This is a genomic window from Kitasatospora sp. NPDC036993, assembly GCF_055607525.1.
This window is the reverse complement of the sequence record NZ_JBVJRP010000010.1, coordinates 308933-335049: the sequence shown is the minus strand read 5'-3', so window position 1 is coordinate 335049 and position 26117 is coordinate 308933. Positions and strand designations below refer to the sequence as shown.

27 protein-coding genes and 1 pseudogene are annotated in these 26117 nt (G+C 75.1%); 13 read left to right on the top strand and 15 right to left on the bottom strand.

What is annotated here, in order from left to right; genetic code table 11:
- Positions 1-35 precede the first annotated feature (35 nt).
- Positions 36-374 carry a hypothetical protein gene (locus ACZ7C5_RS23365; RefSeq protein ID WP_470323378.1) on the bottom strand — a complete coding sequence of 113 codons (339 nt, stop codon included), beginning with the start codon at positions 372-374 and terminating at the stop codon, positions 36-38.
- Positions 375-646: 272 nt separating this feature from the next.
- Between ACZ7C5_RS23365 and ACZ7C5_RS23360 the strand changes: the two genes are divergently transcribed.
- Positions 647-952: a YciI family protein gene (locus ACZ7C5_RS23360; RefSeq protein ID WP_401090468.1), complete on the top strand. Its 306-nt coding sequence runs from the start codon at positions 647-649 to the stop codon at positions 950-952.
- Positions 953-1155: 203 nt separating this feature from the next.
- Here ACZ7C5_RS23360 and ACZ7C5_RS23355 read toward each other — a convergent pair whose 3' ends face one another.
- Together ACZ7C5_RS23355 and ACZ7C5_RS23350 are read right to left on the bottom strand one after the other, a co-directional pair.
- The gene (locus tag ACZ7C5_RS23355) at positions 1156-1494 is read right to left on the bottom strand and encodes a hypothetical protein (protein WP_401090470.1); all 339 of its coding nucleotides are present in this window, start codon (positions 1492-1494) and stop codon (positions 1156-1158) included.
- Positions 1495-1526: 32 nt separating this feature from the next.
- Positions 1527-2447, bottom strand: coding sequence for a hypothetical protein (locus tag ACZ7C5_RS23350; RefSeq protein WP_401090471.1), 921 nt, complete (start codon positions 2445-2447; stop codon positions 1527-1529).
- A 543-nt stretch (positions 2448-2990) separates the two neighbouring features.
- Here ACZ7C5_RS23350 and pgm point away from each other — a divergent pair.
- Positions 2991-4631, top strand: coding sequence for a phosphoglucomutase (alpha-D-glucose-1,6-bisphosphate-dependent) (pgm, locus tag ACZ7C5_RS23345; protein WP_470323377.1), 1641 nt, complete (start codon positions 2991-2993; stop codon positions 4629-4631).
- A gap of 72 nt (positions 4632-4703) precedes the next feature.
- Here the strand turns inward: pgm and ACZ7C5_RS23340 are convergent, their stop codons facing one another.
- Entirely contained in the window at positions 4704-5885 is a 1182-nt protein-coding gene (locus ACZ7C5_RS23340; protein WP_470323376.1) for an MFS transporter, read from the bottom strand.
- A gap of 170 nt (positions 5886-6055) precedes the next feature.
- Here ACZ7C5_RS23340 and ACZ7C5_RS23335 point away from each other — a divergent pair, with 170 nt between their 5' ends.
- The 3 genes and pseudogenes from ACZ7C5_RS23335 (at position 6056) to ACZ7C5_RS23325 (ending at position 7934) form a co-directional block, all read left to right on the top strand.
- Positions 6056-6388, top strand: coding sequence for an ArsR/SmtB family transcription factor (locus ACZ7C5_RS23335; protein WP_470323375.1), 333 nt, complete (start codon positions 6056-6058; stop codon positions 6386-6388).
- 131 nt (positions 6389-6519) lie between these two features.
- Positions 6520-6930, top strand: a pseudogene (locus ACZ7C5_RS23330) (pseudouridine synthase); the annotation flags it as partial.
- A 119-nt stretch (positions 6931-7049) separates the two neighbouring features.
- Positions 7050-7934, top strand: coding sequence for an alpha/beta hydrolase family protein (locus ACZ7C5_RS23325; RefSeq protein WP_470323374.1), 885 nt, complete (start codon positions 7050-7052; stop codon positions 7932-7934).
- A gap of 36 nt (positions 7935-7970) precedes the next feature.
- Here ACZ7C5_RS23325 and ACZ7C5_RS23320 read toward each other — a convergent pair whose 3' ends face one another.
- Both ACZ7C5_RS23320 and ACZ7C5_RS23315 read right to left on the bottom strand, forming a co-directional pair.
- A complete protein-coding gene (locus ACZ7C5_RS23320) occupies positions 7971-8906 on the bottom strand; it encodes a Fic family protein (protein ID WP_470323373.1) in 936 nt (311 codons plus the stop codon).
- Between the two features lie 207 nt (positions 8907-9113).
- A complete protein-coding gene (locus ACZ7C5_RS23315; protein ID WP_401090485.1) occupies positions 9114-9821 on the bottom strand; it encodes an SDR family oxidoreductase in 708 nt (235 codons plus the stop codon).
- Between the two features lie 150 nt (positions 9822-9971).
- Here ACZ7C5_RS23315 and ACZ7C5_RS23310 point away from each other — a divergent pair, with 150 nt between their 5' ends.
- Positions 9972-10694 (top strand): TetR/AcrR family transcriptional regulator, encoded by a 723-nt coding sequence (locus tag ACZ7C5_RS23310; protein ID WP_470323372.1) that lies wholly within the window; start codon positions 9972-9974, stop codon positions 10692-10694.
- Positions 10695-11373: 679 nt separating this feature from the next.
- Here ACZ7C5_RS23310 and ACZ7C5_RS23305 read toward each other — a convergent pair.
- Both ACZ7C5_RS23305 and ACZ7C5_RS23300 read right to left on the bottom strand, forming a co-directional pair.
- Positions 11374-12834, bottom strand: a complete 1461-nt coding sequence (locus ACZ7C5_RS23305; RefSeq protein ID WP_401090489.1) for a purine-cytosine permease family protein — start codon at positions 12832-12834, stop codon at positions 11374-11376.
- Between the two features lie 239 nt (positions 12835-13073).
- Positions 13074-13724: a GNAT family N-acetyltransferase gene (locus ACZ7C5_RS23300; protein WP_401090491.1), complete on the bottom strand. Its 651-nt coding sequence runs from the start codon at positions 13722-13724 to the stop codon at positions 13074-13076.
- Positions 13725-13961: 237 nt separating this feature from the next.
- Between ACZ7C5_RS23300 and ACZ7C5_RS23295 the strand changes: the two genes are divergently transcribed.
- Together ACZ7C5_RS23295 and ACZ7C5_RS23290 are read left to right on the top strand one after the other, a co-directional pair.
- Positions 13962-15242, top strand: coding sequence for a competence protein CoiA family protein (locus tag ACZ7C5_RS23295; protein ID WP_470323371.1), 1281 nt, complete (start codon positions 13962-13964; stop codon positions 15240-15242).
- A 218-nt stretch (positions 15243-15460) separates the two neighbouring features.
- Positions 15461-16234, top strand: coding sequence for a dienelactone hydrolase family protein (locus ACZ7C5_RS23290; protein WP_401090495.1), 774 nt, complete (start codon positions 15461-15463; stop codon positions 16232-16234).
- 478 nt (positions 16235-16712) lie between these two features.
- Here the strand turns inward: ACZ7C5_RS23290 and ACZ7C5_RS23285 are convergent, their stop codons facing one another.
- Genes ACZ7C5_RS23285 through ACZ7C5_RS23275 form a run of 3 tightly spaced genes read right to left on the bottom strand, consistent with a single transcriptional unit; the run spans position 16713 to position 19092 of the window.
- Positions 16713-17510: a hypothetical protein gene (locus ACZ7C5_RS23285; RefSeq protein ID WP_470323370.1), complete on the bottom strand. Its 798-nt coding sequence runs from the start codon at positions 17508-17510 to the stop codon at positions 16713-16715.
- A 57-nt stretch (positions 17511-17567) separates the two neighbouring features.
- Positions 17568-18389 carry an alpha/beta fold hydrolase gene (locus ACZ7C5_RS23280; RefSeq protein WP_401090499.1) on the bottom strand — a complete coding sequence of 274 codons (822 nt, stop codon included), beginning with the start codon at positions 18387-18389 and terminating at the stop codon, positions 17568-17570.
- 37 nt (positions 18390-18426) lie between these two features.
- A complete protein-coding gene (locus ACZ7C5_RS23275; protein WP_401090500.1) occupies positions 18427-19092 on the bottom strand; it encodes a DUF4097 family beta strand repeat-containing protein in 666 nt (221 codons plus the stop codon).
- A gap of 289 nt (positions 19093-19381) precedes the next feature.
- On the opposite strand from ACZ7C5_RS23275, the gene ACZ7C5_RS23270 reads away from it, so the two are divergent.
- Positions 19382-20143 carry a helix-turn-helix domain-containing protein gene (locus tag ACZ7C5_RS23270; protein ID WP_401090502.1) on the top strand — a complete coding sequence of 254 codons (762 nt, stop codon included), beginning with the start codon at positions 19382-19384 and terminating at the stop codon, positions 20141-20143.
- Between the two features lie 100 nt (positions 20144-20243).
- Here ACZ7C5_RS23270 and ACZ7C5_RS23265 read toward each other — a convergent pair whose 3' ends face one another.
- Positions 20244-21182, bottom strand: a complete 939-nt coding sequence (locus ACZ7C5_RS23265) for an NADP-dependent oxidoreductase (protein ID WP_470323369.1) — start codon at positions 21180-21182, stop codon at positions 20244-20246.
- A 109-nt stretch (positions 21183-21291) separates the two neighbouring features.
- On the opposite strand from ACZ7C5_RS23265, the gene ACZ7C5_RS23260 reads away from it, so the two are divergent.
- Both ACZ7C5_RS23260 and ACZ7C5_RS23255 read left to right on the top strand, forming a co-directional pair.
- Entirely contained in the window at positions 21292-21765 is a 474-nt protein-coding gene (locus tag ACZ7C5_RS23260) for a winged helix-turn-helix transcriptional regulator (RefSeq protein WP_470323368.1), read from the top strand.
- Positions 21766-21887: 122 nt separating this feature from the next.
- Complete coding sequence (locus ACZ7C5_RS23255; protein ID WP_470323367.1) at positions 21888-22277, top strand: hypothetical protein; 390 nt, start codon at positions 21888-21890, stop codon at positions 22275-22277.
- Positions 22278-22297: 20 nt separating this feature from the next.
- Here the strand turns inward: ACZ7C5_RS23255 and ACZ7C5_RS23250 are convergent, their stop codons facing one another.
- The 3 genes from ACZ7C5_RS23250 to ACZ7C5_RS23240 all read right to left on the bottom strand — a co-directional run bounded on the left by ACZ7C5_RS23250 (position 22298) and on the right by ACZ7C5_RS23240 (position 24122).
- Positions 22298-22900, bottom strand: a complete 603-nt coding sequence (locus tag ACZ7C5_RS23250; RefSeq protein ID WP_401090510.1) for an AAA family ATPase — start codon at positions 22898-22900, stop codon at positions 22298-22300.
- 71 nt (positions 22901-22971) lie between these two features.
- A complete protein-coding gene (locus ACZ7C5_RS23245) occupies positions 22972-23508 on the bottom strand; it encodes a DUF6328 family protein (protein WP_401090511.1) in 537 nt (178 codons plus the stop codon).
- A gap of 11 nt (positions 23509-23519) precedes the next feature.
- Positions 23520-24122: a MarR family winged helix-turn-helix transcriptional regulator gene (locus tag ACZ7C5_RS23240; RefSeq protein ID WP_401090513.1), complete on the bottom strand. Its 603-nt coding sequence runs from the start codon at positions 24120-24122 to the stop codon at positions 23520-23522.
- 48 nt (positions 24123-24170) lie between these two features.
- Here ACZ7C5_RS23240 and ACZ7C5_RS23235 point away from each other — a divergent pair, with 48 nt between their 5' ends.
- Entirely contained in the window at positions 24171-25091 is a 921-nt protein-coding gene (locus tag ACZ7C5_RS23235; protein WP_470323366.1) for a DMT family transporter, read from the top strand.
- 76 nt (positions 25092-25167) lie between these two features.
- Positions 25168-25707: a hemerythrin domain-containing protein gene (locus tag ACZ7C5_RS23230; RefSeq protein ID WP_470323365.1), complete on the top strand. Its 540-nt coding sequence runs from the start codon at positions 25168-25170 to the stop codon at positions 25705-25707.
- The last annotated feature ends 410 nt before the right edge of the window (positions 25708-26117 follow it).

The following is a 26117-nucleotide window of genomic DNA, read 5'->3' as shown; positions in this document are numbered from 1 at the left end:
TAGGGATTGTTGTACCGCAACCATCGGGTGATCACCTACTGCCGCGCACCGCCGAGTTGCTGCTCGAAGCGCCGCAGCTCGGCCACCGGGTAGTCCCACATCCGGCGCTGGTGGGCCGGAGCGTGGCCGGGGACGCGCGCCGAGACGGCCCTCGCCTCCGCCAGCAGCGCCTCCCGCGCCTCGGGCAGACGGGCCGCCCGCGGCCCCTCGGCCGCCTCCCGCAGCACGAACGCCAGCTTGTACGCGTAGGCGTCCGGGCTGACCGTGAACAGCGCCCGGTACACCCACAGGCCCTCCTCGCCGTGCAGGATCCGCTCGTTGTGGCTCAGCAGCCGCACCCGCGCCCTGAGCACCAGGTCCTCGTGCACGCCCATGGTCCGTCCCCCTTCGTCGTCCGTGTGGTTCCTCCCGCCCGCCGCCCCTCGCGGTGCGCGGGCAGCACGCCGCGCACGCCGGCCGCCCGGGGCAGGGCGGCCGGCGCGGGGCGCTCGGTGGGATGCGCACGAGTCTGCGGGCCCGCGCCGGTGCGCGGCAAGGCGGAAGAAGGGTGTGCTGTGTCCTACCGAAACCTTGCCTGAGCTGGCAGGATTGGGCTCGGCACCCTCCCGGCGGGGGCCGCCGGGGCCGGGACACTAGCCTGGTGGGCATGTTCGTTCCGGAGCTGACGTACACCGCCGACCTGGAGTCGGTCGACGCCGTGCTGCCGCGGCACATCGCGTGGCTGGAGGAGCACTACGCGGCGGGCACCTTCCTCGCCTCGGGGCGCAAGGTGCCGCGCGACGGCGGGGTGATCCTCGCGGCGGGCACGGACCGTGCCTCGATCGAGGCACTGGTGGCCACCGACCCGTTCACCGAGGCCGGGCTGGCGCGCTACCGGGTGACGGAGTTCGTCGCCACCACCACCGCCCCCGCGCTCGCGGCGTACCGTCAGCAGCCGCCCGCGTCGGCCTGAGGGGGCCCCGGGGCCGGGACCGAACGCCCCGGGGGCAGCCGCGACGCCGCTTCACCGGGCCGGACCGCGTCCTGCGCTCCGCATCCGCTGCGGAGCCTCGCCGGCGGAGTCTCAGTGGCGGAGCCTCGCCCCGGACGCGTTGAGCGGGAAGCCGGTCCGGTCGGCAGGGCCGTCCCGCGGGCTTCCCGCTCCACCACCCGCCGCTACCGCGCGAGTTCCCGGCGCACCGTCGCGACGACAGCGGGGTCCAGGTGCCCCACGCCCCGGGCGAGGAGCCAGCGTTCCAGTGCCCGCCCGGGGTCCCGCAGGCGGCGCGGCGTCCCGTCCGGGCCGCGCAGGGTCACCACCCCGCCGGAGACGACGGTCCCGGCGCCGGTGCCGTGCGGGCCGGCCAGGACCCGCAGTCCCCGGTAGCCGAGCCCGACGTCCGGCGGCCCGCTCGCGGGCGCCGGCGTCAGCGCCCCGATCCGGCGCGCCAGCTCGTCGGCCGTGGCGGGTTCCAGGGGGAAGCGAGGGTTGGGCCGCCCGCTGTAGAGGTCCACCTCGACGACGGTCCGGGGCCCCCGGGCGCTCGTCAGTTGATCCTCTGCCGCTGGCTGTTGCAGCCGTAGAAGTAGCCGCAGAAGATCGTGTAGGGCCCGCGGTCGGCGGTCTCCGGGTCGTAGATCACGTTCCCGCTGTTGTCGTAGTTGCGAGCCGCCGTCCCGCCCGGCTTGTGGCCCCAGAAGCCCTCCTTCTGCCTCCGGTACCAGTGGTAGTCGCCGCCGCCGGGGATGACGACCAGGGCGACCAGGGGACGCGGCGCCTCGTTGTCGGGGAAACAGTCGAACCGGTGGTGCATGCCGTCGCAGAGCGCCGCGCGGGTCACCTCCTCACAGGTGATCTGCGTGTACATGCTGCCGCAGCCGCGGCCGGGCTGCGCGAAGGTGTTCGTGCGCCAGTTGCTGGCGTAGTTGTAGCAGTTGTTGTTGTCCAGGACGTTCGGGTCGTTGTTCCAGAACCCGGGGTTGAACGCCCCGACCTCGATCGTGCAGGTGACCGTGGGGTTCTCCGCCTGACCGCCGCCCGCCGGCCCGACCCGGTCCTTCAGGGAGGCCCGGCCGCTGCTCGCCAGCTGTTCGAGCAGGAACTCCCGGAACGACGCGTCGACCGGTGGCGTGGGCCCGGCGAGGGCGGCCGGGGCCTGGCCCCAGTCCGCGAGGGTGACCAGCCGCTCGGCGACCTCGGCGGAGCGCCCGGCGGGGGCCTGGGCCCCCGCCGGGAGGTACAGACGGGACTCCACGCCGAAGTCGTGCGCGAGTTCGTCGTCGAAGGTCTCCAGCCAGAACCCCCGCAGGCCCAGGGGGCCCGCGGGCGGGTCGGAGGGCCGGGGGCCCGAGAACAGTGCCCGGTCCCGCGTCAGCTCCCGCAGGGCTGTGCGCGCCCGTGCCGCGTCGGTGATGTCCGCGACGGGGTTGGGCCGGCCGGAATAGACGTCTGCGGTGATTCTCAGCATGTGCCCGGTCTCCTTGGACGAGAAGTGGCTTGGGGGCGGGCGCCGACGGGCCGGTCCGCCACCGGACGCGCCCGACCTGACGCGGGGCCGGGGCGGCGACGGGACGGCGGGCGCGGCCCGGCCAGGTGCGGCTCGTTTCTACACGTCCCACCGCGGCCCGGAACCCCGCCGCGCGGTGACACCGCCGGATGTCGTCCCAGCGGTTCAATTCCACAGGGACGCGCACCCGGTGGGGCCGGGTGCGCGGGGCGGCGACCGGGGAGGCCGGGCACACCTGCCCGAAGGAACCCGCCCCGCGCTCGCGGCGCACCGTCGGCAGCCGCCCGCCCGAAGCCCGCCCGAAGCCCGCCCGAAGCGGACCTGAAGCCTGTCTGAAGCGGACCTCAAGCCCGCCTCAAACCTGCCTGAAGCCCGCCGTCCCCGTCGTCGCTGCCGCCCCGGACCGCCCGCGCGGTTCGGGGCACGGTCGCGTTCTGGCTACGATCGGTGAGCGCGGGACGGGGACGTGCCGCGTAGTTACCGACTTTCGGCGGGAGAAGACGGATGGCACACGCACGGGCCGGGCAGCCGGCGCAGCCCGGTGACCTGGTGGACGTGGCGAGGCTGGTGACGGCGTACTACGCGCTGAACCCGGACCCGCAGGAGCCCGGGCAGCGGGTGGCGTTCGGGACCTCGGGACACCGGGGCTCGTCGCTGGACGCTGCCTTCAACGAGGACCACATCGCCGCGACCACGCAGGCGATCTGCGAGTACCGCGCCGAACAGGGCGTCGCCGGACCGGTGTTCCTGGGCGCCGACACCCACGCCCTCTCGGAGCCGGCCAAGGTCACCGCCCTGGAGGTGCTGGCCGCCAACGGCGTCCACGTCCTGATCGACGACGCCGACGGCTACACCCCCACCCCGGCGGTCTCCCACGCGATCCTCGCCCACAACCGGCGCAGCCCCCGCGCCCTCGCGGACGGCATCGTGATCACCCCCTCGCACAACCCGCCGCGCGACGGCGGCTTCAAGTACAACCCGCCCAGCGGCGGCCCGGCCGGATCCCAGGCCACCGGCCGGATCCAGGACCGCGCCAACGAACTGATCCGCGAGGGAATGCGCGGCGTCAGGAAGGTCCCGTACGCGCGGGCCCTGGCCGCCGCCACCACCGGACGCCACGACTACCTCGGCAGCTACGTCGAGGACCTGCCCTCCGTCCTGGACCTGGACGCGGTGCGCGCCGCCGGGCTGCGCATCGGCGCCGACCCGCTGGGCGGCGCCTCGGTGGACTACTGGGCGCGCATCGCCGAGACCCACCGCCTGGACCTGACCGTCGTCAACCCGGTGACCGACCCGACCTGGCGGTTCATGACGCTGGACTGGGACGGCAGGATCCGCATGGACTGCTCCTCCCCGGCCGCGATGGCCTCCCTCATCGGCCGCAAGGACCAGTACGCCATCGCCACCGGCAACGACGCCGACGCCGACCGGCACGGCATCGTCACCCCCGACGGCGGCCTGATGAACCCCAACCACTACCTGGCGGTGGCCGTCGACTACCTCTACCGCCACCGCGCCGACTGGCCCGGCGACGCCGGCGTCGGCAAGACCCTGGTCTCCTCCTCGATGCTCGACCGCGTCGCCGCCGACCTCGGCCGCGCCCTGGTGGAGGTCCCGGTCGGCTTCAAGTGGTTCGTCGACGGCCTGCTGGAGGGCTCCATCGGCTTCGGCGGCGAGGAGAGCGCCGGCGCCTCCTTCCTGCGCCGCGACGGCGGCGTGTGGACCACCGACAAGGACGGCATCCTGCTGGCCCTGCTGGCCGCCGAGATCACCGCCGTCACCGGCACCACCCCCAGCACCCGCTACCGCGAGCTGACCGGGCGCCACGGCGCCCCCTCCTACGCCCGCGTCGACGCCCCCGCCGACCGCGAGCAGAAGGCCCGCCTGGCCCGGCTCTCCCCGGAACGGGTCGGCGCCGGCGAGATCGCCGGGGAGAAGATCACCGCCGTCCTCGCCAACGCCCCCGGCAACGGCGCCGCGATCGGCGGCATCAAGGTCTGCACCGAGAACGCCTGGTTCGCCGCCCGCCCCTCGGGCACCGAGGACGTCTACAAGATCTACGCCGAGTCCTTCCACGGCGACGACCACCTCGCCCGGGTCCAGGACGAGGCCCGTGCCCTGGTCGGCGAGGTCCTGCGGGGCTGAACCCCCGCGCGGGTGCCCCGGACCGGCTCACCGCCGGCCCGGGGCACCCGCGCCGTTCCCGGGCCCGCTCCCTCACACCCGGGCGGGCCGCGCCGCGGCCTCCCCGGCCCGCGCCGGGCGCTCGTCGCGGGTGCTCGCCGCCGCCACCGCGCACGCCACCAGCGCCAGCACCGCCGCCACGAACGGGAACCACCGCCCGCCCAGCACCGAGATCGCCGCCGACCCCGCCACACCCCCCGCCGCCGTCCCCAGGTACAGCGCACTGCTGTTCAGCGAGATCAGCAGCGGCGCGCTCCCCGGATCGATCGACGCCAGCCGGTGCGGCAGCGCCACCGACACCGCCCACCCCGCCAGCGGCACCACCAGCGCGTACCCCAGCGCCCCCGGCATGCTGCGCCCCAGCCACGGCAGCGCGGCGAACGCGCCCGCGGCCACCGCCGAGCCGGTCAGCAGCACTCGGCGCACCCCGACGCGGTCCACCAGGCGCCCGCCCAGCCAGCTGCCGGCCACCGACATCACGCCGCTGGTGAGCAGGATCAGGCTCAGCCGGTCGGAGTCGCCGCCGGTGGCGCCGGCCACGGCGGTGGACAGGTAGATGTAGACGCTCTGGAAGGCGAGGAAGAACACCAGCGTGGTGGCCGCGGCGCCCAGCACCCGGCGCTGCCCCAGCGGCGCCAGCCGGGCCTTCAGGGCGGGGGCGGCGGTGGGGGCGGGCAGGTCGCGCAGCAGCAGCGCCAGGCCGGCCAGCGCGGCCAGGCCCAGGGCGGTGACCAGCCACATCGTCATCCGCCAGTCGGTGCGCCCCACCCAGGTGCCCAGCGGCACCCCGAGGGCGGTGGCCACCGTCATCCCGCCGAGCACCGTCGCCAGCGCCCGGCCGCGCCGCTCGGGGGCGACCAGGGTGGTGGCCACCGCGTTGGCGGTCGGCGTGTAGAGGGCGGCGCCGACCGCGGCGAGCACCCGGGTGGCCAGCAGCAGCCCGTAGCTGGGGGCCAGCGCGCTGAGCGCGTTGGCGGCGCTGAACACGGCGAGCGCGATCAGCAGCAGGCGCCGGCGCGGCCAGCGGGCGGTGAGCGTGGCCAGCACCGGGGCCAGCAGCGCGTAGCCGAGCGCGAAGACGGTGACCAGCTGGCCGGCGGCCGGCACCGACACGTCCAGGTCGGCGGCGATCGGGCCGAGGATGCCGGCGAAGACCATCGAGTCGGTGCCCATGGCGAAGGTGCCGAGGGCGAGCAGGAGCAGAGGTACGGGCACGGGAGGGCCCCCCGGGGCGCATGGGACGGATCGGCGGACGGACTGCCGGACGGACCGCCCGGCAGACTGTTGGATAGGCATGCAACAGTTTGACGCTCGTCAAACACTCGGGGATGGGTGGATGATTGTCAAACCATCCGTTCACCCCCGGCGGTCCGAGGAGCAGTGCCATGAGCGACGACGAGCGGCTTCCCCAGCCCGCCACCGCCGACATCGACCTCGTCACGGTCCTGCACGCCCTCGGCGACCCCGTACGGATGACCCTGCTGCTCAGCTACGCCGACGACGCCGAACACTCCTGCGCCCCCCGCGACCTGGGCCTGGACCACCTCCACAAGTCGACCGTCTCCCACCACATGCGGGTGCTGCGCGAGGCCGGCGTCACCACCACCCGCGTCGCCGGCCGCAACCGCTTCGTCAGCCTGCGCCGCACCGATCTCGACGCCCGTTTCCCCGGGCTGCTCGACGCGCTCCTGGACGCCCCGGCAACTCCCTCGCGGTAAGGGCCGGCCGGGTCCTCGGGCGGGCTTCGCCCCGGCTGCCGCCACGGGCGTAGGCCCGTGGTCGCAGGGCGCCGCGGGCCTCCTGCCGCGGGCGGACGCGCGGGGCGGCGGCGCGTCGGCACAGTGGGCGGGTGACCGGATCCCAGCCCAGCCGCCCGTCCGACCCCCTGCCCGACTCCCCGTCCGGCTCGCTGCCCGGCCGCCTGTCGGGCAGCCCGTCCGGCTCGCTGCCCGGCCGTCGGCCCGGCCGTCGCGGTGTCCTCGGGGCGCTCGCCCTGGGTGCCGCCGCCGTCGCCTCCGCCGCCGTCGCCTCCGGTGCCGGGCCCGTCCGCGCCGACGGCGTGCCGGGGCCCCGCCTGAGCCTGCCCGCGCCCACCGGCCCCCACCCCGTCGGCGCCGAGACCGAGGGCATCATCCTGCTCACCAACCACGGCGAGCTGGCCCACCGCCTCACCCACCCGCGGTACGGCGTCACCAAGACCTACCTGGCCGCGATCCAGGGCCCGATCCCGCGGGACCTGGGCAAGCAGCTGGCTCAGGGCGGTACCTGAGCGATCCCGCCCGCACCGACGCCTGGGCCCCCACGCCGCGCCCGCGCGAGCTGCGCGCCCGTCTCTGGTACCCGGCGGCCCCCGGCGCCCGTGGCCCGTACGCGCCGTGGATGAGCCCGGCCGAGACCGCCCACCTGCAAGCCGCCTACTTCGCCGTCCCCGGTGCCCGCCTCGCCTGGCCCGCCACCCACGCCCGCCCCTGCGCGCCGGTGGACCGCGGCCGCCGCCACCCCGTGGTCCTCGCCTCCCACGGCTCCGGCGCCGACAGCTCCTTCAACACCGTCCTCGCCGAGGAACTCGCCTCCCACGGCCACGTCGTCGCCGCCGTCGACCACACCTTCGACGCCGGCGAGGTCGAATTCCCCGGCCACCGCCTCGAAGTGCGCGACAAGGCCCGGGTCCAGGCCATGACCGACGCCGGGATCGTCGCCTACCGCGCCGCCGACGTGCGCCTCCTGCTCGACCGCCTGGAACGCGGTCCGCTGCCCGCCGGCCTCGACACCGCCCTCGACCTCGACGCCGTCGGCATGTTCGGCCACTCCATGGGGGGCGCCACCACCGTCCAGGCCCTGCGCGACGACCCGCGCATCCGCGCCGGAGCCGTCCTGGACGGCCCCCTGTTCGGTACCGCCGCCACCGCCGGCCTGGACCGCCCCCTGCTGCTGATGGCCTCCGCCTGGGACAGCCCGGCCCGCGACGCGATGTGGGACGCCCTGTGGCCCCACCTGACCGGCTGGCGCCGCCGCCTGACCCTCACCCGCTCGGGCCACCTCTCCTACTGCGACCTCCAACTCCTCGTCCCCCAGGGCCAGTCCGTCTTCGCCTGGCCCGCCGACCGGCTGGAGCACTTCCTGGGCACCGGCGACCCCCGCCGCGCCGTCGACGCCCAACGCGCCTTCCTCACCGCCTACTTCGGTCTCCACCTGCGCGGCATCCCGGCCCCCCTGCTGGACGCGCCCACACCCCGCTGGCCGGAGATCCGCTTCGACGCCTGAACCCGCCGCGCCGGCCTCCCGCGCGCCGGCCACCTGCTACCCGGCGGTATACGGGTTGACGATGGTGTGGTGCCGGTGGGCGGTCTCCAGGACCTCCTGCGGGAACCGGGGCCCGGCGATGTAGTGGCGGCCCTTGGTCTGCCCCACCGCTGTCAGCAGTTCCGCCTTGGTCAGGGCCTGCAGGTCCCGCGTCGCCTGCTGGGTGTTGATCGCTTCGGCCTTCTCGTAGCGCGAGCGGCGCACCCTGCCCACCATGGCCACTTCGTGCAGAGCGGTCGTCTGCCGCTCGGTGATCCCGTGCCGGCCGGCCGCCTCGATGAGCTGGGTCCAGCAGTCGTTGGAGCGGTCGACGCGGCGCTGGACCCGCTGCGTCTGCTGGTGGTACGCGAGGAGATTGAACTTGATCCACGGCAGGGTGTCCCGCTGGGGTGACCAGACGGGACCGCCGACCTCGCGCAGCACCTTGTAGTACTCCCAGGTGTTGCCGGGCATCCCCAGCCACTCCTCGATCGAGGAGAACTCGGGGGCGAGGACTCCGCCCCGGGCGATCAGGAGGGTCTGCAAGGAGCGGGACATCCGGCCGTTGCCGTCCGACCAGGGGTGGATCTTCACCAGGTTGAGGTGGGCCATCGCGGCCCGTACGAGGACGTGGCTGTCGAGGTCGCCCTCGTTGAGCCAGTCGACGAGCTCGCTCGTCAGGCCGGGCAGCAGTTCGTGGTCCGGTCCCTCGTAGTCCGTGGCGAGATCATCACCGGGGGCGGTGATCCGGATGGCCGTCCTGCGCCACTGTCCGGCGGTCCTGAGCGGGTGGTGGTGGCCCTGGAGCATCCAGTGCAGGGCGTTGAGGAGTTCCTTGCTGTGGCGGAAGTCGGCGGCGTCGTGGAGGGACTGGATGTAGGTCATGGCCTGCTGGTAGGCCAGGGTCTCCTTCTTGTTCTCGTCGCTGGCCTCGACCTCGCGCTCGCCGTCCATCAGGTCGGCGACGTCCCTCGCGTCGACCCGGTAGCCCTCGATGGTGTTCGAGGCGGCGATGGCGGATGTCGCCGGAGAGCCGGCGTCTCTGCTCGGGGGTGTAGGCGCCGGGAGGGTGGTAGACGTGCCACAGCGGCATGGGATGCGCTCCTGGGTGTCGGTGTTTCGCGGGTGCGGCGCGGTGCGGCGCCGTTCGGGGTGCGGCGGTCAGCGGCCGATGCGTACGGCCAGGCCCTCCACGGGCCCGGACAGGGCGGCCTTGAGGGCCCGGGTGGCGTCGTCGACGAGCACCTCGCTGTCGCCGCGCGCGAGGGCGTCCAGGACGGCCCGCGCGACCTCGGCCGGCGGGATCTTCTCGACCGGGACGGCCGCGACCATCTCGGTGTCCGCGAAGCCCAGGTGCACGCCGAGGACCTGGGTGCGCTGGGCGGCGAGCTCCAGGCGCAGCGAGTTGGTCAGCGACCACAGCGCGGCCTTGGACGCCCCGTAGGCCCCGGAGCCCGAACCCCAGGACAGCAGCGAGTGGATGTCCACCAGCGCGCCGCCGCCGCGCGCGGCCAGCACCGGCGCGAACGCCCGGGCGATGCGCAGCGGGCCGAGGACGTTGGTCTCGAAGGTGGCCCGGATCCCGTCCAGGTCGCCGGTCAGCAGCGGTGCCGGGTACAGGACGCCGGCGTTGTTGAAGACGATGTCGACGTCGCCGGCGAGGGCGGCCGCGGCGGCCACCGAGGCGTCGTCGGTGACGTCCAGGGCGAGGACCTCCACCCGCGGGTCCCGGCCGGCGCCGGGGGAGGGGGTGCGGGCGGTGGCGTAGACCTTCGCCGCGCCGCGGGCCAGCAGTTCCCCGACGAACGCCCGGCCCAGGCCGCGCAGGCCTCCGGTCACCAGGACGGTGGAGCCTTCGATCACGGTCATGTGCGTCTCCTCGCTCTCCGGGCGGCGCCGGCCGTTGCCTGGCGGGCGCCGCAGCATTTAGATTATTATCATCATCTAAACCGGATGGGAAAGTAGGCACACCACACCGGCACACCACACCGCCGACCGCCGGAGGAAAGGAGCCACGGCATGCCCCGCGTGTCACGCGCCGAGGCCGAACGCAGCCGCAGCCGCGTCATCGACCACACCGCCCGCCTGATCCGGGAGAAGGGCACCGGCCAGGTCAGCGTCCCCGAGGCGATGGCCGCCGCCGGCCTCACCCACGGCGGCTTCTACCGCCACTTCGCCTCCAAGGACGACCTCCTCGCCCAGGCCCTCGCCGCCGCCTTCACCGAACGCCGCGAAGCCATGGAACAACTCGCCGGCCAGCCCCCCGCCGGACACACCCCCCGCGACGAGTTCCTCGACCGCTACCTCTCCCCGCTCCACCGCGACCACCCCGGCCACGGCTGCGCCGCCGCCGCCCTGGCCGCCGACGCCGCCCGCACCGAACCCGGCTCCCCCCTGCGCACCGCCTACACCACCGGACTGCGCGAACTCCTCGACGCCCTCGCCGCCCTGCCCGACGGTGCCCTGCCCGACGGCGCCGCCCTGCCCGACGGTCCCGCCCTGCGCGACGGCGCCGCCCTGCCCGACGGTCCCGCCCTGCGCGACGGCGCCGCCCTGCCCGACGGTCCCGCCCTGCGCGACGGCGCCGCCCGCCAGGACACCCTCGCCGACCTGTCCACCATGGTCGGCGCACTGCTCCTCGCCCGCGCCAGCGACGACGACACCCTGTCCGCGGAACTCCTGACCGCCGCCCGCCACCGCCTGACCGCCGCCCGCGCGGACAACGGCCGGGCACCCGCGTAGCGCCGTACGGAACCGGGAACGGAAGGACCCCCCACATGCCGACCGGGCCGCCTCCGGAGCCCTCAAGGCCGTCGCCGCGGTCGCCGGCCCCCGGGTCAGGCGCGCCGTCGCGAAGAACCTCGACGTCCTGAAAGACCTCCTCGAAACCCGCTGACCCCCTGCACTCCCGACATTCAACGTCGGGGAACGGCACCTCGGGTCTCGACCGCCGACCCGAATTCCGATCACCGGATCGACGTACTACCGGCGGGCCGGGGCCGACCGCCACAACATCCACGTCGACACCGCGAGCGGCGCGAAGGAGTCCCGCCCGGAGCCCGACCCGGTGCCGCAGTTCCTCCCGCCCGGCGACGCACCGAAGATCACCGGGCTCGACCGGCACTCCCGCTCCGCCCTCCACCGTGGGCCGGCCCCCGCCCCGCGTGAGAAGTCGGCCCGGCCGACTTCTCACGCGGGGTGTCTCGCCGCCCGGGGCTCCCGGGCCGTGAGGGCTGCCGCTGCGCGCCGGAAGTCGGCCGGGCCGACTTCTCGTGCGCGGGGGCGTTCGCCGGGGTCTGGGCGCCGGGCTTGCTCCCGTACGGGCCGGGCGCCGTCGGCGGGGGCGGGCGTGGCCGGGAAAGCGGACCGCCCGGTGGCCGGCTCGACGGAGCGGGCGACCGGGCGGTCCGGGGGCGTGCGGTCAGACGGTGACCCGTTCGGCGCGCTGCGCCGGGACGTCGGCGGGGGTGTTCTCCCGGGGCGTGGGGAGCACGGCCATGATCACGGCGGAGATCACGATGGTCGCCGCCCAGGCCAGCCCGTACCGGCCGACGGGGGTGTCGGAGAACGGGCCGGCGAACCAGTCGCACTTGGTGAAGGCGAGCCCGGTCAGCAGCGCGAGCACCCAGGAGACCATCGCCTGCCAGCAGAAGCCGCCCTTGTACCAGTACCGGCTGTTCCTGCTGGTGTCCATCAGCGCGGCGGCGTCGTAGCGCACCGCGCGCGAGCGGCGCCGGAACATGTCCACCGCGTAGACGCCGATCCAGGCCGAGAAGGAGACGGCGAGCAGGATCAGGAAGGTGATGAAGGAGCCCAGGAAGCTCTTGGCGACCAGCATCAGCAGCAGGCCGCCGACCAGCGAGATCACGGCGTTGATGCTGACGGCCATGGCGCGCGGCAGCTTCACGCCCATGGTCTGCGCGGTGAAGCCGGCCGAGTACATGGAGAGGCTGTTGATCAGCAGCATGCCCACGATCGCGGTCAGCAGGTAGGGCACGGCCAGCCAGGTCGGCAGCAGGTCACCGAGGAAGGAGACCGGGTCCGCGGCCTGCGCCAGGCCGGGGGAGGCCACCGCCATCACGGCGCCCATCAGCACCATCGGCACCATCACCAGGCCGGCACCGGAGACCGTCACGCCGACGATCTTCCGGCCGGAGGCGGCGTGCGGCAGGTAGCGGGCGAAGTCCGGGCCGGTGGGGACCCAGCTGATGCCGCCGGCGGCGATGGTCCCGATGCCGGCGATCATCATCGCGGTGGTGCCCGCGGGCTTGGAGAAGACCTCGCTCCAGTGCATGGTCGCGACCAGGTAGCCCAGCACCAGGACGCTGAAGACACCGAACAGGTACGTCGACCAGGTGTTGCAGACGTTCAGCGCCTTCCGTCCGAGGCCGGAGACCAGGAAGGTGCAGGCGACGAAGGCGAACAGCGTGATGACGATCAGCGCGGTGTTGCTCCTGACGCCGAAGAGCAGGTCGAGGACGGTCAGCACCGCGTAGGCGCCGGTGACGGCGTTGATCGTCTCCCAGCCGAACCGGGCGACCCACAGGATCGCGCCGGGGAAGAGGTTGCCGCGCACGCCGAAGGTGGCCCGGGAGAGCGTGGCACCCGGGGCCCCGCCCCACTTCCCGGAGACCGACAGCACGCCGACCATGCCGAAGGAGGCGAGTGCGGCGCACGCGGCGACGATCAGGACCTGCCAGAAGTTCAGCTGGTTGAACACCACCAGGGCCGCGCCCATGGTGAGGAGCAGGACGCTGATGTTCGCCGCGACCCAGGTCGGGAAGAGCTCGCGGACTCTGCCCCGGCGTTCGTGGTCCGGGACGGGTTCGATACCGCGGGTCTCTATCGCGCCGCCGGTTTCGGCGGTGGACGGGTTGTCCATGAGGGTGGCTCCGTGCGTGTGAAGCGGAGATAAAACGGGCAAATAGAACATTTATGGAACTCTTCGCGCGTAGCGCGGGGATTGAGTCATCCTACTTTGCCCGCTTCGCCTTCCGGCCTGGGCCGGAGTCCTCCGGAGGCGGGGCAAGCGCGAGGCGTGTCAGGGACGGGACAGGCCGGTTGTGCGGGAGGCGGGCCTCCCGCACAACCGGTGCCGCGGGACCGGGAGCGGCGCTCCGGTCAGGCGGGGGCGCCGAACAGGGCGCGGGAGGCGTCGGTCAGGCCGGTGACGGTGACCGGGGTGCGGGCGTGCTCGGCCCAGGCCTCGGGGGTCAGGCGCAGGCGCTCGGAGACGACCACCCGCCCGTCCAGGACGTCGCGGTCGATGCCGTCGCCGCGGTAGCCGAGCCGGCGGGAGACGGCCAGGGAGGCGTGGTTGTCGGCGAAGGAGAGCGAGGTCGCCGACTGGGTGCCGAGCTCGGCGAAGGCCAGGTGGAGCATCGCGGCGCGCATCTCGGTGCCCAGCCCCCTGCCCTGGTGCTCCAGGCCGAGCCAGGAACCGGAGACGATCTCGCGCCGCACGCCGAACTCCTTGGCGCGCATGTCCTGGATGCCCACCGGGCGCCCCCCGTGGAAGACGACCAGGTTCAGCGCCCAGTCCCGCGGGCTCCAGCGGCCCAGCCGCAGCCAGTGCGACTGCGCCACGTGCCGGGCCCGTTCGGCGGGCGGCAGCTCGCCCCACGGCGTCAGGAACGGGCGGTCCCGGGGCAGGTGGACGCCGCGCGCGGCGACGCCGGCCACCTCGGCGAGTTCGTCCTCGGTGGGCAGGCGCAGTTCCAGGCGGGGCGAGGTCACGCGCAGCCCGTACAGGGGCCAGTGGTCGGCGATCATCGGGCCAGTGTGCCCAGCGGACGGGGCGGCGTGCACCGCCATTTCGGGGGCGCGCGCCGCAGGGGAGGCGCCGGGCGGATCGGGCGCGGTCCTCCTCCGGGGCGGCGAGGGCGGTCGCGCAGCAGGTGGCCGGTGTCGCGGCGTGCCCGTCCGCGCGTTGTCGAAGAAGCCCTTCCGGCGATTCCAAACATGCGCAGCGGTGTTCAAATCGCCGGTTCCTGTTCCTATTCTCCGGTCATGGCTAACGGCGTGTTCCACACCGTGTACGGCATCGAGATCGACCTGACCCTGCCCGACCTCGGCGACCCGGACCGTCCCGGTCTGCTGGAAGAGATCACCACCCCGATCGAGCGGCGCGAGCGCGAACTCCTGGAGTGCCTGGACCACCGTTCCGGCTCCTGCCGGGCCGAGGAGCACGGCCGGTCCCCGTGGATGACGATCCGTCGCCGCACGGCCGGCGGCCGCACCGGGTGGGTGGCCGCCCACCTGCCGGTGCGTCACACCCCCACGCCCGAGGAGAGCGCGAAGCACGAGGCGATGAAGGAGCGGATCGCGCGGGTCGCCGAGCGGCACGGTCTGCGCGCGGAGGTCGAGGCGCGCGCGACCGACGGGCGGGTGCGCACCGACGTCCTCGTCACCGGCGACCACGGCCGGCGGATCGGCTGGGAGGCCCAGTACGCCCCGATCAGCGCCGACACCGTCCGCCGCCGCTCCCGGGCGGCCGCCGAGCAGGGGATCGTCCCGCTGTGGGTGACCGACACCGACCGGTCCCCGGTCATCGGGCGGGCACCGTGGGCCAGGGTCGACGGCTTCGGCTGGAAGGAGATCGCCTCCCCGCTCGCCATGATGGTGCGTGCCGGGGTGCGCCACCTCCAGCAGTGGAAGTGCCTGCCGAGCAGCGAGCGGACCTGCCCGGACAACGGCGGCTCCTGCGGCCGGTTCCACGCCGGGTGGTTCCTGCCCGCGCTGTGCCTGCCGGCCGAGCCGCCCACCGAGGTCGACCGGCTCGTCGTCGCCAGCGCGGACGGCGAGTTCGTGCCGATGCGCATCCCCGGCCGGCGCGACCCGCGGGCCGTCTCCCGGATGTGGGTACCCGCCGACGACCGGGACCGCTGGCACGACATGTTCGGCCCCACCGGCGACGAGAACCCCCCGCCCGGGCCCGTGGCCGGGACCGCCTGCACCCGCCGGGGACCCGACGCGTCCTGCCGCTACGGGGAGGAGACCCTCACCTTCGACGACCACCGCCCCCGGCGCGGCAACCCCGCCGGCACCGGCCTGCACACCTTCGACGAGGTGCCCGCGCGGCTGTTCAGGGTGCCGCCGCAGGGCCGCGGGCTCGACGTCACCGCCGCCCAGCGCGGCACCGCGGCCCTCGCGCACGGCTGCGAGCCCTGGCAGATCGGCCCGTGCGCCGGCTGCGGATCGCCGATCCACCGCTACGGCGGCCGCGGCGTCCACGCCTGCGCGGCGTGCCGGGCGAGGGTCGCCCGGCGGGCTCGGCCCGCGGCCGGGTGAGACCCGCGGCCGGGTGGGGCCCGTCCGGGCACCCCGCGCTGACGTTTCACCAGGCCACGCCCTGTGGTACGTTCTGCGTCGCCGAGTGCGACCGCGACGAACCGCGGCCACGGACCGAGGAGGTGAGACCGATCAACGCAGTGACAGGTCGGGGCTCCCTCCCGTACGGAGGCTAGGGAGCGCCCGCGGACGGCAATCCCGAAAGGCGTGAACACGCCATGCAGTTCACCTCCCGTACGTCCACCGACGGCGTCACCGAGCAGCTCTTCATCCTCCCCGGCGTTTCCGGAACCGACGGTGCCGACGGCGGCGTCCCCGGCATCCCCGGCGTCCTGTGGACCCCCGAGGGCGACACCGGCCCGCGCCCGCTGATCCTCGTCGGCCACGGCGGCGGCCAACACAAGAAGGCCCCCGGTGTCCTGGCCCGCGCCCACCGCTTCGCCCGCGAGGGCGGCTACGCGGTCGCCGCCCTCGACGCCCCCGGCCACGGGGACCGCCCGCGCAGCCCGCAACTCGCCGCCGCCGTCGGCGAGTTGCGCACCCGCATGCGGAGCGGCGGGGACGTCAGCGCCGCCGTCGCCGCCCTGCACGAACTGCTCGCCGGCCAGAGCGTGCCCGAGTGGCGCACCGCCCTGGACGCGCTGCACCGGCTCCCGGACGTCGGCGAGTGCCCTACCGGCTACTGGGGCGTCTCGCTCGGCTGCGGCCTCGGCGTGCCCTTCGTCGCCGCCGAACCGCGGGTGCGCGCCGCCGTCCTCGGCCTCAACGGCGCCGAGACCTCCGCCGAGGCCGCCGCCCGGATCACCGTCCCGGTGGAGTTCCTGGTGCAGTGGGACGACGAACGCGTCCCGCGCGAAGCCGCCCTGGCCCTGTTCGACACCCTCGGCTCCCCGGACAAGACCCTGCACGCCAACCCCGGCGGCCACGGCGACATCCCCGCCTTCGAACTCGACAGCGCCCTGCGCTTCTTCGCCCGCCACCTGGGCGGCTGACGGCTGACGGCCGCGGGCCCTGGCGTCCCGCTCCCGGGCGCAGGGCCTGCGGCAGGCTCGGAGCCGGCCGCGCTGGGCGGCCCGCACCCCGGCCTGGAAGCGGCCGGCGGCGCCCAACCGGTCCATCAGGTCGGCCATCTGGCGCTTGACGGTGCGGGCGCAGCCGCCGGGCTTGCGGCCCGCCGCCTCGTCGGTGTGGCCGGCCGCGGCCAGCTCCAGCAGGGTGCGTTCGGCCGCGGTGAGGCCCTGCCCGTCCACCGGGACACAGGCTCCGAACGGGTCTGCCACGGACCAGAGTCGGTCGAACAGGGCGCAGGCGACGGACAGCATGCCGGGGCTGTCCACCTCCAGGGCGCCGCGGCGCGGGTCGGCCGGGTCCGGCGGGAGGACGAAGCAGGGTGGCGAGCGCCTTCGGCACCTTCCGGGACCTGTGACGCGGCCGGAGCACCGGGCTGCCCGGCGCCGCGCGCGGTGGTGGTCAGGGCAGCCGGACGGCTTCGAGCCCGGCGTCGTCCAGCAGTGCTTCGATCAGGGCCGGGGGCCCGGCGACCTTGGTGGCCCACAGGTCGTAGTCGGTGCCCAGGAGCCAGGAGCGGTCCTCGGCCCAGAGGTTGGACGGGCTGAAGTGGGTCCGCGGGTTGTCGTACAGGACACCGGCGTCGCCGAGGCGGCCCGTGCGGACGTGGGCGTTGTGGTAGTCGGCGTCCGCTCCGAGCGTCAGCGGGCTGTAGTAGGCCAGGCAGCGGGTGTCCGGGCCGGCCGGGCTGTGGGCGGCGAGGACGGCGGTCAGCCGGTTCCAGCTCTCGCGGTCCAGGCTGCCCTCGGTGGGCGGGAGGATGCCGAGCGGCAAGCTGCCCCGCTTCCTGACGGAGGGGAAGCAGGCGCGGGACGGCAGCAGCCCGTCGGGCACGGCCGGGTCGCCGGTGCGTCCGGCGAGTTCCGCCCAGCGCAGCCGCCGCCAGCCGGCGCCGGGGTGCCCGGCGCGGCCCAGGTCGCCGCCCGTGACGACGCCCGCCGTGTCGAAGTCGACGCCCGGCGCGACGAGTTGGGGCTCGGCGCTCCCGTCGGCCAGGCGTGCCTGGCGCTCCTCGTGGTGGGAGAGCGCGGTCGGCCCCCGCTCGTGCTCGTACATGGCGTTGAGCACCCAGGCCGCGGCGGGCATCGCGGGCGGCATGAACCCGGTCAGGCCGTCGCCGCACAGCTCCGGCAGCCAGCCGGCTGCGGTGGGCGGGGCGGGCGGCCACAGGTCCGCGAGCGGGTCCGGTTCCTCGGTCATGCGTTCCATGATCGCAGTGCCCGGCCGTGTCGTGGTGGTGGCGGGTGGTGGGGGCCGTCAGTGGCCGGCCCCGGGGCGGTCGAGGGCGGCGACCTCGCGTACGGCGTCGGCGACGGCGCGGAAGTCCTTCCTCAGGATCGCGTCGTGGTTGCTGGCGACCTTCGCGCCGACCTCGACGTACGGGTTGCGCTCGGCCAGCGCCGGCAGGCTCGCGCGGATGACCTCCTGTTCGTCGCCGCGGCTGCCCAGCGACGTTCCCGAGGCGACCACGTACCGGGTCGGGACGGTGAGGGCGTCCAGGACCGGGCCCAGTTCGCGGGCGACCAGGCCGAGTTCGACGTTGCAGTCGGCCATCTGCCCGGGGGTCATCCGCGGGGTCAGGCCGGTGGGGCGCAGCAGTGCCATGACCGGGCCCCACAGCCGGAACTGGCGGCGGATGCGCCGTTCCAGGTCGTCGGTGAGCCAGTCGTAGGGCTGGGCGCCCTCGACGAGGACGGTGCCGACGGTGCGGCCGGGGTGGCGGGAGGCCCGGTGCGCGGCGACGAACGCGCCGTAGGACCAGCCGACGAGCAGCGCCCGGTCCACGCCGCGGGCGGCGAGGACGGCGTCGACGTCCCGGACGGCGGCTTCGAAGGAGTAGTCCGCGGAGCGCTTCGACCTGCGGCCGCGGGCCCGCTCGTCGTAGGTGATGTGCCGCCACCGGGGGCCGAGTTCGGCGATGACCCGGCGCCAGTAGCCCTGGGTGGCGAACTGGCCGTTGAGGTAGAGCACGGGCAGGCCGGGGCCGCCGGTGTCGGTGGCGGCCAGGGCGGTGTCGTCGACCGGCACCATGCCGGTCCAGGCGGTCGGGTGGGTCGGGGGTGGGGCGGTGTTCGTCATGTCGTCCCCCTGGAGGGTGTCGGGCCCCGGGCCGGGGTCAGAGGCTGTGGGCGGTGATGTCGCCGTGGCTGGTGGTGGCGCGGATGTCGAGCACGGTGGTGCCGTCGTTGCGCAGGGCGTTGCCGATGCGGCCGTGGCCGGTGCCGGCGTCCAGGGCGGCGGAGACGCCGGCGGCGGCGCCGACCGTGATGTTCCCGGACTGGGTGGCCAGTTCGACGGTGCCGCGGTGGGCCTCGGTGATGCGGATGTCGCCGCGGGTGGTGCTGATCCGGGCGGGGCCGGCGAGCCGGCCGACCTCGACGTCGCCGTCGACGGCGGTCAGGTGCAGGCCCGCGGCCTCGTCGATCTTGGTCTGGCGGTACGCGCCCTCGAAGGCGATCTCGCCCAGGCGGCCGACGGCGCGCAGCTCGGCGGCGGCCGCCCTGCCCTCGACGGCGGAGCCGGCCGGCAGCCGGACGGTGACCTCCAGGGAGCCGGTGGGGCCGAGGAGCTGGTGTCCGGCGGCGGGGGTGACGATCCGCAGGACGCCGTCGGCGTAGGAGACGGTGGTCCGCTCGGCGGCCTGGACGTCCCGGTTCTTGCCGGGATCGGCGGGCCGGACCTCGACGGTGGTGTCGGTGCGCTCGGCGGCGATGAGCTGGACGCGGCCGCCGGGGACGTCCAGGACGGCGGTGATCGCGGCGGGGGTGTCGAACGTCTGCACGGTGTTCTCCCGGTACGGGTGCGGGTGGGGCGGGGACCCGGTTCGGATCCGCCCCGTTGGTGTTTCTGACATTGGAAACGCTACGTTGCTTTCAATGGATCGGCAACTAATTCGTTGCGTCAGATCGGCGATATTGCAGGTGAATGATGGGAAAGTGTTGCAACGGGCATGCCGGGCAATGCAACGACGGCAGCCGTGATCATTGCAATGGATGAAGGGTGAACGCTATGGTGGGGGCGGCCGGGCAGCACGCGCCGGTGAGAACCCGCGAGAACCGAGGAGAAGCGCGATGCCGGGAGGCAGGCTCACCCAGCAGGAACGCCAGCAGATCGCGCTGGGGCTGGCCGACGGCCTGCCCTACGCCGAGATCGCCCGGCGCCTGGAACGTCCCACCTCGACCGTCACCCGCGAGGTGATGCGCAACGGCGGCCCCGTCGCCTACCGCGCCGACCTCGCCCACCGGGCCACCGAGCGCCGCGCCCAGCGCCGCCCGCCCGCCCCTGCCGGCACCCCGCGGCCCGGGCCGCGGCAGCCAGGGCGTGACAGCGAGGCCGTGGCCGCGTACGAGGAGCAGTTCACCACCGTCCTGATGGGCTCGGGCCTGTCCCGGATGGGCGCCAGGGTGATCACCTGCCTGTCGACCACCGACGCGGGCAGCCTCACCGCCGCCGAACTGGCCCAGCGCCTCCAGGTCAGCCCCGCCTCCATCTCCAAGGCGATCGCCTTCCTGGAGAGCCAGAGCCTGGTGCGCCGGGAACGCGACGAACGCCGCCGCGACCGCTACATCGTCGACGACGAGCTCTACTACCAGGCGGTCATCGCCAGCGCCCGCGCCAACGACAGGGTCATCGAGGCCGCCCGCGAGGGCGTCGCCGTCCTCGGCCCCGGCACCCCCGCCGCGATCCGCCTGGAGAACATCGCCCGCTTCCTCGACTTCATCAGCGAGAGCATCGTGCGCGCCGCCGAACAGGCCCGCGAAGTCCTCCACACCAGGCCCGTCACGGGCGGCGCGGGCGGCGGTGCGGACTCCGCGGGCCAGGGGGCGGAGTAGGAAGTCGGCCGGTCCGACTTCCCACTCCGGCCCCGCAGTTCAGGCCACCCGCAGTTCAGGCCGTCCGGCGTGGGCGGCCTTCCCCCGTTCCGGGGTGCGGTCAGGGGGTCAGGACCAGGCGGCCGCGCAGGCCGCCGGCCTCCTGGCGGCGGTGGGCGTCGGCGGCCCGCTCCAGGGGCAGGGTGCCGGCGACCCGCAGGGTGAGGCGGCCGTCGGCGGCGAGGGCGGACAGGCGGGTGAGGGCGGGGCCGTCGGCGGTGATCCACACGTTGGTGACCCGGATGCCGCGCAGGGCCGGCGGCGCGCTGCCCGCCGCGACCGCGACGAAGGCGCCGCGTCCGCGCACCGCGCCCAGGGCCCGTATACCCAGCAGGGCGGCGTCGACCGCGCCGTCGACCCCGCCGGGCACCGACTCCCGTACGGCGGCGGCGAGGTCGGGCGCGGTGCGCGGCACGAACCACTGGGCGCCCAGGCCGCGCACCAGCTGTTCGTCGTCCGGCCCGGCCAGCGCGACCACCCGCAGGCCGCGCAGGGCGGCCAGTTCGACGACGAATCCGCCGACCGCGCCCGCGGCGCCGGTGACCAGGACGGTGGAGCTGGCGGGAAGGCCGAGCCGGTCCAGGGCCTGGTCCGCGGTGAGGCCGTTCAGGGGGAGCGTCGCGGCCTGGGCGAAGCCGGCGCCGGCCGGGGCGGGGGCGAGCGTGCCGGCGTCCAGGACGACGTGCTCGGCGTAGGTGCCGAGGTCGGTGTCCAGGCGGTCGCGCAGGCCCACCACCCGTTGCCCGGGGGCGAGTTCCGTCACGCCGGGCCCGACGGCGTCCACCGTCCCGGCCACGTCCCAGCCGAGGCCGGTCACCGCCCGGGGCGCCATCAGCCCGGCCCCGGCGAGCAGCCCGGAGCGGGTGACCACGTCCACCGGGTTGACCGCGGCCGCCGCCACCCGCACCCGCACCTGGCCGCGCCCCGGCTGCGGCAGCGGCACCTCCACCAGCTCCATGACCTCGGGACCGCCGAACTCCCGCACCACCACGGCTCGCATCACACACACCCTTCACGGCTCGGCAACTTCGCCCAACCTAAGGAGAGTTACTCTCCACCGGGAAGTACGCACCGGGAAGTGCGTACCGAACGGAAAGGAGAGTGGGCCGGTGCCCACCACCGACGCCGCCCAGCGCCGCGCCGCCGAGGCGGCCGCCTACGACGCCTACCTCGCCTGGTGCCCGGCGCGCCAACTCCTCGACCGGATCGGCGACAAGTGGGTCAGCCTGGTCGTCAACGCCCTCGCCGACGGTCCGCTGCGCTACAGCGGCCTGCGCCGGCGCCTGGCCGGGGTGAGCGAGAAGATGCTCACCCAGACCCTGCGCGCCCTGGAACGCGACGGGCTGGTCAGCCGCACCGTCACCGCCGGGGTGCCGGCCCGGGTCGACTACGCGCTCACCGCGCTCGGCCGGGACCTGCTGCCGCTCATGCGGCAGATCAAGGCCTGGGCGGAGCGCCACATGCCGCACGTGCTGGCGGCGCGCACCGCCTACGACGACGCAGCCGCCTACGACGACGGGCCGGACGGGCAGGTCGGGCGGGACGGGCAGGGCGGACGGGACGGGCGGCGGGCGCAGGGCTGACCGCCGCGCGGACGGGGACGGTCCGGGCCGCAACCTTTCCGGGGGCGGTTCGTTGGGCCGTCCGGTTCGAGTGGCCGGCCGGGGCGGGAGCGCGTCCCCGGCCCTGAGGGACGGGGACGTTCATGACCGACACCGACACCGCCGCGGGCTCCGCGGTGCGGGGCGGCAGCCCGGATTCCGCGGTGGACCGGGTGGCCGACTTCTACGGCGCCTACGTCGACGCCGTCGACGACGGCACCGACGACCTGGGTACGCAGCTGCGCGCCCACTACCTCACCGAGGACCTGCGCCAGCGGCTGGCGGCCTGGGAGGAGGCCAACCACGCCGACGGCGTGCTGCGCGCGCAGGACGTGCCCACCCACTGGGAGGTGCGCTACCACGACTCGGGTGCCGGGCACCTGTTCACCACCGTCACCCTCACCTGGGGCACCGGCCCCGACGCCGGGCACACCCGGCTGGCGGTGCAGAGCGACCTGAGCACCAAGCTCATCTCGGACATCGAGGAGGGCTGACCTGCCCCGCCCGGCCGCCGTCACGCGAGGGCGGCGGCCAGGCGCTCGGGCAGGGTGGCGTACGGGCGGCAGTCGACCACGGGCAGCGCGTGTGCGCGGGCCTGCCCGGCGAGCCAGGCGCTGTAGCGCGCGCTGACGGCGGCGCGCCCGGTCTGGGGGCCGCAATCCGGCTCGCGCTCCGCGTAGTTGGCGCCGATGCGCGCGGGGTCGTCCTCGTGCAGGAAGACCGCGCGTACCCGCCGGCCCTGTCCGGCGGCCTCCGCGGCGGCGCGGGCGGCGGCGGCCGGGGTGAGGTAGTCGCCCTCCACGATCGCGGGCACGGGCACGGTGAGCCGGTTGCGCACGACGCCCAGCAGCGCGTCGTCCAGGGCGCGGGCGGTGGCGATCTGGAGTTCCAGGACACGGTCGGCGCTCAGTGCGTCGGGGTCGGGCAGGTCGTCGAAGTGGTGCAGTCCGGGGTGGCCGTCGGGGGTGGTGGCGGCCTGGAGGGCGGCCACCACGTCGTCGAACTCGACCACGAACGCGCCGTGCCGCGCGGACAGGTGGGCGGCGGCCCGGCTCTTGCCGAGCCCGGAGGCACCGCCGATCAGCAGGACGTCCCACGGGCTGTCGTCTGTGTGCATACCGGCACGCTAGACGGTCCGGATGCGGACGGGCTCCGTGGGGTGGGGGAGACGGGTGCGGTCAGGTCTGGTCAGGCCCGGTCGCGGTTGGCGGAGCGGCGCAGCGTCCAGGGCAGGACGAACCACAGCCCGGCGAAGGTCAGCGCGATGGCACAGGTGATCGGCACCGCCGGCACCGTGCCGAGGACGACGTCGAGGACCAGCAGTACGGCGCCGGTCAGCGCGGTGGCGAGCAGCAGCAGGCCCACCTGGGCGACGCGGACCGAGACGGCGACGATCCGCTCCTTGCCGGGGTGGCGGTACAGGCCGCGGTGCAGGGCGACGGGGGTGGCCAGGACGGCCGCGGCGACGACCGACAGCAGCAGCGTGACGACGTAGATGTCCTGCTGGGCGTCGGTGAGCTGGGCGAAGCGCGGGGTGAAGGCGACGCCGAGCAGGAAGGCGAAGACGATCTGCACGCCGGTCTGGAGCACCCGCAGTTCCTGCAGCATCGCCACCAGGCGCCGGTCGGCCCGCACCGCCGGGTTCCCCCAGCCGGGCGGGGGAGCGGAGTCGGACCGGTGGCCGGGCGGCGGCGGTGGGGAGGACGGGGGCGGTGCGCTGGTCATGGGTCAGCTTCTCATGACCGGCCGTCACCACTCGACTCCGCACGGTGCACGCTCCCTGCGTCGGGCCCTGCGTCGGGCCCGGTGCCGGGGCCGGTGTCGCCCCCGGCGCCGTCCAGGCGGTGCTGCCAGGCGGTGAGCAGCGTCCGCAGGGCGCCCGCCTCCTCGGGGGCCAGGTGCGCCAGCAGGCGGTGCTCGTTGCGGATGTGGGCGGTGAACGCCTCGTCGAACAGGCGCCGCCCGGCGTCGGTGAGGGCGACCACCCGCCCGCGCCGGTCGTCCACCGCCGGGCGGCGGGTGACCAGCCCGGCGCGCTCCAGACGGTCGATCCGCTTGGTCATCGCCCCCGTGGTCACCATGGTGTGCGCGGCCAGTTCGCCCGGGGCCCGCTCGTACGGGGCGCCGGCCCGGCGCAGCGCGGCGAGCACGTCGAACTCGCCCTCGCTCAGGCCGTAGCGCTGGTAGACGAGGGTCAGCTCGGCGGTCAGGCGTGCGGCCAGGCGGTGCAGGCGCCCGATCACGGCCAGCGGGGAGACGTCCAGGTCGGGGCGCTCGCGCCGCCACCCGGCCTGGATCTGCGCGACGTGATCGGGGTGCTGCCCGGCGGAGTGCTCCATGCGGCCATCCTAACCCGGGTAGCTTCCCGGGAAGCTATATTGCCTTCCATGGAAGCCAATATGCGATGGGTGCTGCTCACCGCCCTCGCCCCCGTCGCCTGGGGCGCCAACTACTGGGTCACCCACGCCCACCTGCCCGCCGGCCACCCCCTGTGGGGCGCCGCCCTGCGCGCCCTGCCCGCCGGACTGCTGCTGCTCGCCCTCGCCCGCAGCCGCCCGCACGGCCCCTGGTGGTGGCGCAGCGCCCTGCTGGGCCTGCTCAACACCGCCGTCTTCTTCGTCCTGCTCTACCTCGCCTCCCAGCTGCTGCCCACCAGTGCCGCCGCCACCGTCATGGCCGCCTCCCCCCTCGCGATGCTGCTCACCGCCTGGGCACTGGCCGGGCAGCGCCCGCGCCGCGCCCACCTGGCGGGCGCGGTGGTGGGCCTGGCCGGGGTCGCGCTCGCCCTGCCCGGGCCCGGCGGCGGGATCGGCTGGACGGGTCTGGCGGCCTCGGCGGCGGCGATGCTGATCTCCTCCGTCGGCTACGTCCTGGCCGCCCGCTGGCGCGAGGGCGCCGACCCGCTCGCCGCCACCGCCTGGCAGCTGACCGCGGGCGGCCTGGTCCTGCTGCCGCCCGCCGTCCTCGTCGAGGGCGCGCCCCCGGCCGTGGACGGGCCCACCCTGCTCGCCTTCGGCTACACCACCGTCATCGCCACCGCGCTCGCCTTCGCCTGCTGGTTCGCCGGGCTGCGCCACCTGCCGGCCGCCACGGTGGGCCTGCTCGGACTGCTCAACCCGCTCACCGGCGTGCTGCTGGGCACCGCGCTGGACGGCGACCCCTTCGGGGCGCGCCAGGCGGCGGGACTGGCGCTGGTGGCCGCCGGAATCCTGCTCGGCCGCCCACGCGCCCGGGCGGCCGAACCGTCCGCGGGGCCTGCCGCGGAACCGTCCGCAGGGCCCCACTTGCCCGCCGGCCGGGCCACGTGATCGGATGGCCCGAGCATCGCGTGCCGATGACGGACCGCGTCAGGCATGGAGGTGCCGAACCGAAGGGACCGCCCCCGTGGCCTCCCCCTCCACCGGCCGTACGGCCGCCCTCAGCCTGGAACTCTCCCGCGCGCACCAGGACTTGCGCCGCCGCCTCGCCGACCTGCGCACCAACCTCGGCGGACCACGACGCCCGGACGCCGACGACGGCCGGCTCCTCACCCACTGCCTGGCCTTCTGCACCGCCCTGACCAACCACCACCAGGGCGAGGACACCGGCCTGTTCGCCCAACTCCTGCGCGAACGGCCCGACCTGGCGCCGACCATCGCCAAACTCGTCGAGGACCACGGCTTCATCACCCACATCCTCACCCGGGTGCGCGACCTCGCCGACCAGGCCGCCGCCGGCGCCGTCCCCGGCGCCGTCCCCGGTGCCGCGCCCGGTGCCGACCCGGAGGCGATCGGACGCGAACTCGACGGGCTCGCCGCCATCATGGACTCCCACTTCGCGTACGAGGAACGCGCCATCGGCGCCGCCCTGGACGCCGGGGTGAGCGACGACGGCTGGTCCGAGCCGGTGCTGCGCTTCGGGACGCCGTCCAGCCCGGCGCCGTAGAGCCCGGCCCCGTAAAACCCGTCGCCCCGACGGGCCCGCCGTCCCTACACTCGCCACGCGGCCGCGCTCCGACGCGCGGCCGACCGCGCCGACCGTGACGACCGCGCCGACCGTGACGACAGCAACGAGGAGAGGGGGCGAGCGGCCGTGCCCAAGCAGAGCGCCGCCGCCCCCTCTCCCGCGTCGCGGTACGAGGTGATCCTGGTGCCCCCGTCCTCCCGGTGCCCGCTGCGCGGCCGGCACCGGAGCAGTGCCGCCACCGCCTGAATCCGGCCCCGGTCCGATCCCCGAGGCCTTCTCGCGGAAGCACATCTGACGATCAGTCAGTTCACCGGCACTGCCCGATCGCGCGCCCGCCACCACGAAGAACCGCCTCGAAAGGCACCCGGGCCATGCGCACCCACACCACC

What these genes read in the sequence shown, in the direction of transcription:
- ACZ7C5_RS23265 (WP_470323369.1), bottom strand. Translation starts at nt 21,182, where the DNA reads ATGCGAGCCGTGGTGGTGCGGGAGTTCGGCGGTCCCGAGGTCATGGAG.
- ACZ7C5_RS23240 (WP_401090513.1), bottom strand. Translation starts at nt 24,122, where the DNA reads ATGGAGCACTCCGCCGGGCAGCACCCCGATCACGTCGCGCAGATCCAG.
- ACZ7C5_RS23270 (WP_401090502.1), top strand. Translation starts at nt 19,382, where the DNA reads ATGCCGGGAGGCAGGCTCACCCAGCAGGAACGCCAGCAGATCGCGCTG.
- ACZ7C5_RS23365 (WP_470323378.1), bottom strand. Translation starts at nt 374, where the DNA reads ATGGGCGTGCACGAGGACCTGGTGCTCAGGGCGCGGGTGCGGCTGCTG.
- ACZ7C5_RS23320 (WP_470323373.1), bottom strand. Translation starts at nt 8,906, where the DNA reads ATGGACGGCGAGCGCGAGGTCGAGGCCAGCGACGAGAACAAGAAGGAG.
- ACZ7C5_RS23290 (WP_401090495.1), top strand. Translation starts at nt 15,461, where the DNA reads ATGCAGTTCACCTCCCGTACGTCCACCGACGGCGTCACCGAGCAGCTC.
- ACZ7C5_RS23250 (WP_401090510.1), bottom strand. Translation starts at nt 22,900, where the DNA reads ATGCACACAGACGACAGCCCGTGGGACGTCCTGCTGATCGGCGGTGCC.
- ACZ7C5_RS23305 (WP_401090489.1), bottom strand. Translation starts at nt 12,834, where the DNA reads ATGGACAACCCGTCCACCGCCGAAACCGGCGGCGCGATAGAGACCCGC.
- ACZ7C5_RS23280 (WP_401090499.1), bottom strand. Translation starts at nt 18,389, where the DNA reads ATGACGAACACCGCCCCACCCCCGACCCACCCGACCGCCTGGACCGGC.
- ACZ7C5_RS23245 (WP_401090511.1), bottom strand. Translation starts at nt 23,508, where the DNA reads ATGACCAGCGCACCGCCCCCGTCCTCCCCACCGCCGCCGCCCGGCCAC.
- ACZ7C5_RS23360 (WP_401090468.1), top strand. Translation starts at nt 647, where the DNA reads ATGTTCGTTCCGGAGCTGACGTACACCGCCGACCTGGAGTCGGTCGAC.
- ACZ7C5_RS23315 (WP_401090485.1), bottom strand. Translation starts at nt 9,821, where the DNA reads ATGACCGTGATCGAAGGCTCCACCGTCCTGGTGACCGGAGGCCTGCGC.
- ACZ7C5_RS23295 (WP_470323371.1), top strand. Translation starts at nt 13,962, where the DNA reads ATGGCTAACGGCGTGTTCCACACCGTGTACGGCATCGAGATCGACCTG.
- pgm (WP_470323377.1), top strand. Translation starts at nt 2,991, where the DNA reads ATGGCACACGCACGGGCCGGGCAGCCGGCGCAGCCCGGTGACCTGGTG.
- ACZ7C5_RS23325 (WP_470323374.1), top strand. Translation starts at nt 7,050, where the DNA reads ATGAGCCCGGCCGAGACCGCCCACCTGCAAGCCGCCTACTTCGCCGTC.
- ACZ7C5_RS23255 (WP_470323367.1), top strand. Translation starts at nt 21,888, where the DNA reads ATGACCGACACCGACACCGCCGCGGGCTCCGCGGTGCGGGGCGGCAGC.
- ACZ7C5_RS23285 (WP_470323370.1), bottom strand. Translation starts at nt 17,510, where the DNA reads ATGACCGAGGAACCGGACCCGCTCGCGGACCTGTGGCCGCCCGCCCCG.
- ACZ7C5_RS23310 (WP_470323372.1), top strand. Translation starts at nt 9,972, where the DNA reads ATGCCCCGCGTGTCACGCGCCGAGGCCGAACGCAGCCGCAGCCGCGTC.
- ACZ7C5_RS23350 (WP_401090471.1), bottom strand. Translation starts at nt 2,447, where the DNA reads ATGCTGAGAATCACCGCAGACGTCTATTCCGGCCGGCCCAACCCCGTC.
- ACZ7C5_RS23235 (WP_470323366.1), top strand. Translation starts at nt 24,171, where the DNA reads ATGGAAGCCAATATGCGATGGGTGCTGCTCACCGCCCTCGCCCCCGTC.
- ACZ7C5_RS23335 (WP_470323375.1), top strand. Translation starts at nt 6,056, where the DNA reads ATGAGCGACGACGAGCGGCTTCCCCAGCCCGCCACCGCCGACATCGAC.
- ACZ7C5_RS23300 (WP_401090491.1), bottom strand. Translation starts at nt 13,724, where the DNA reads ATGATCGCCGACCACTGGCCCCTGTACGGGCTGCGCGTGACCTCGCCC.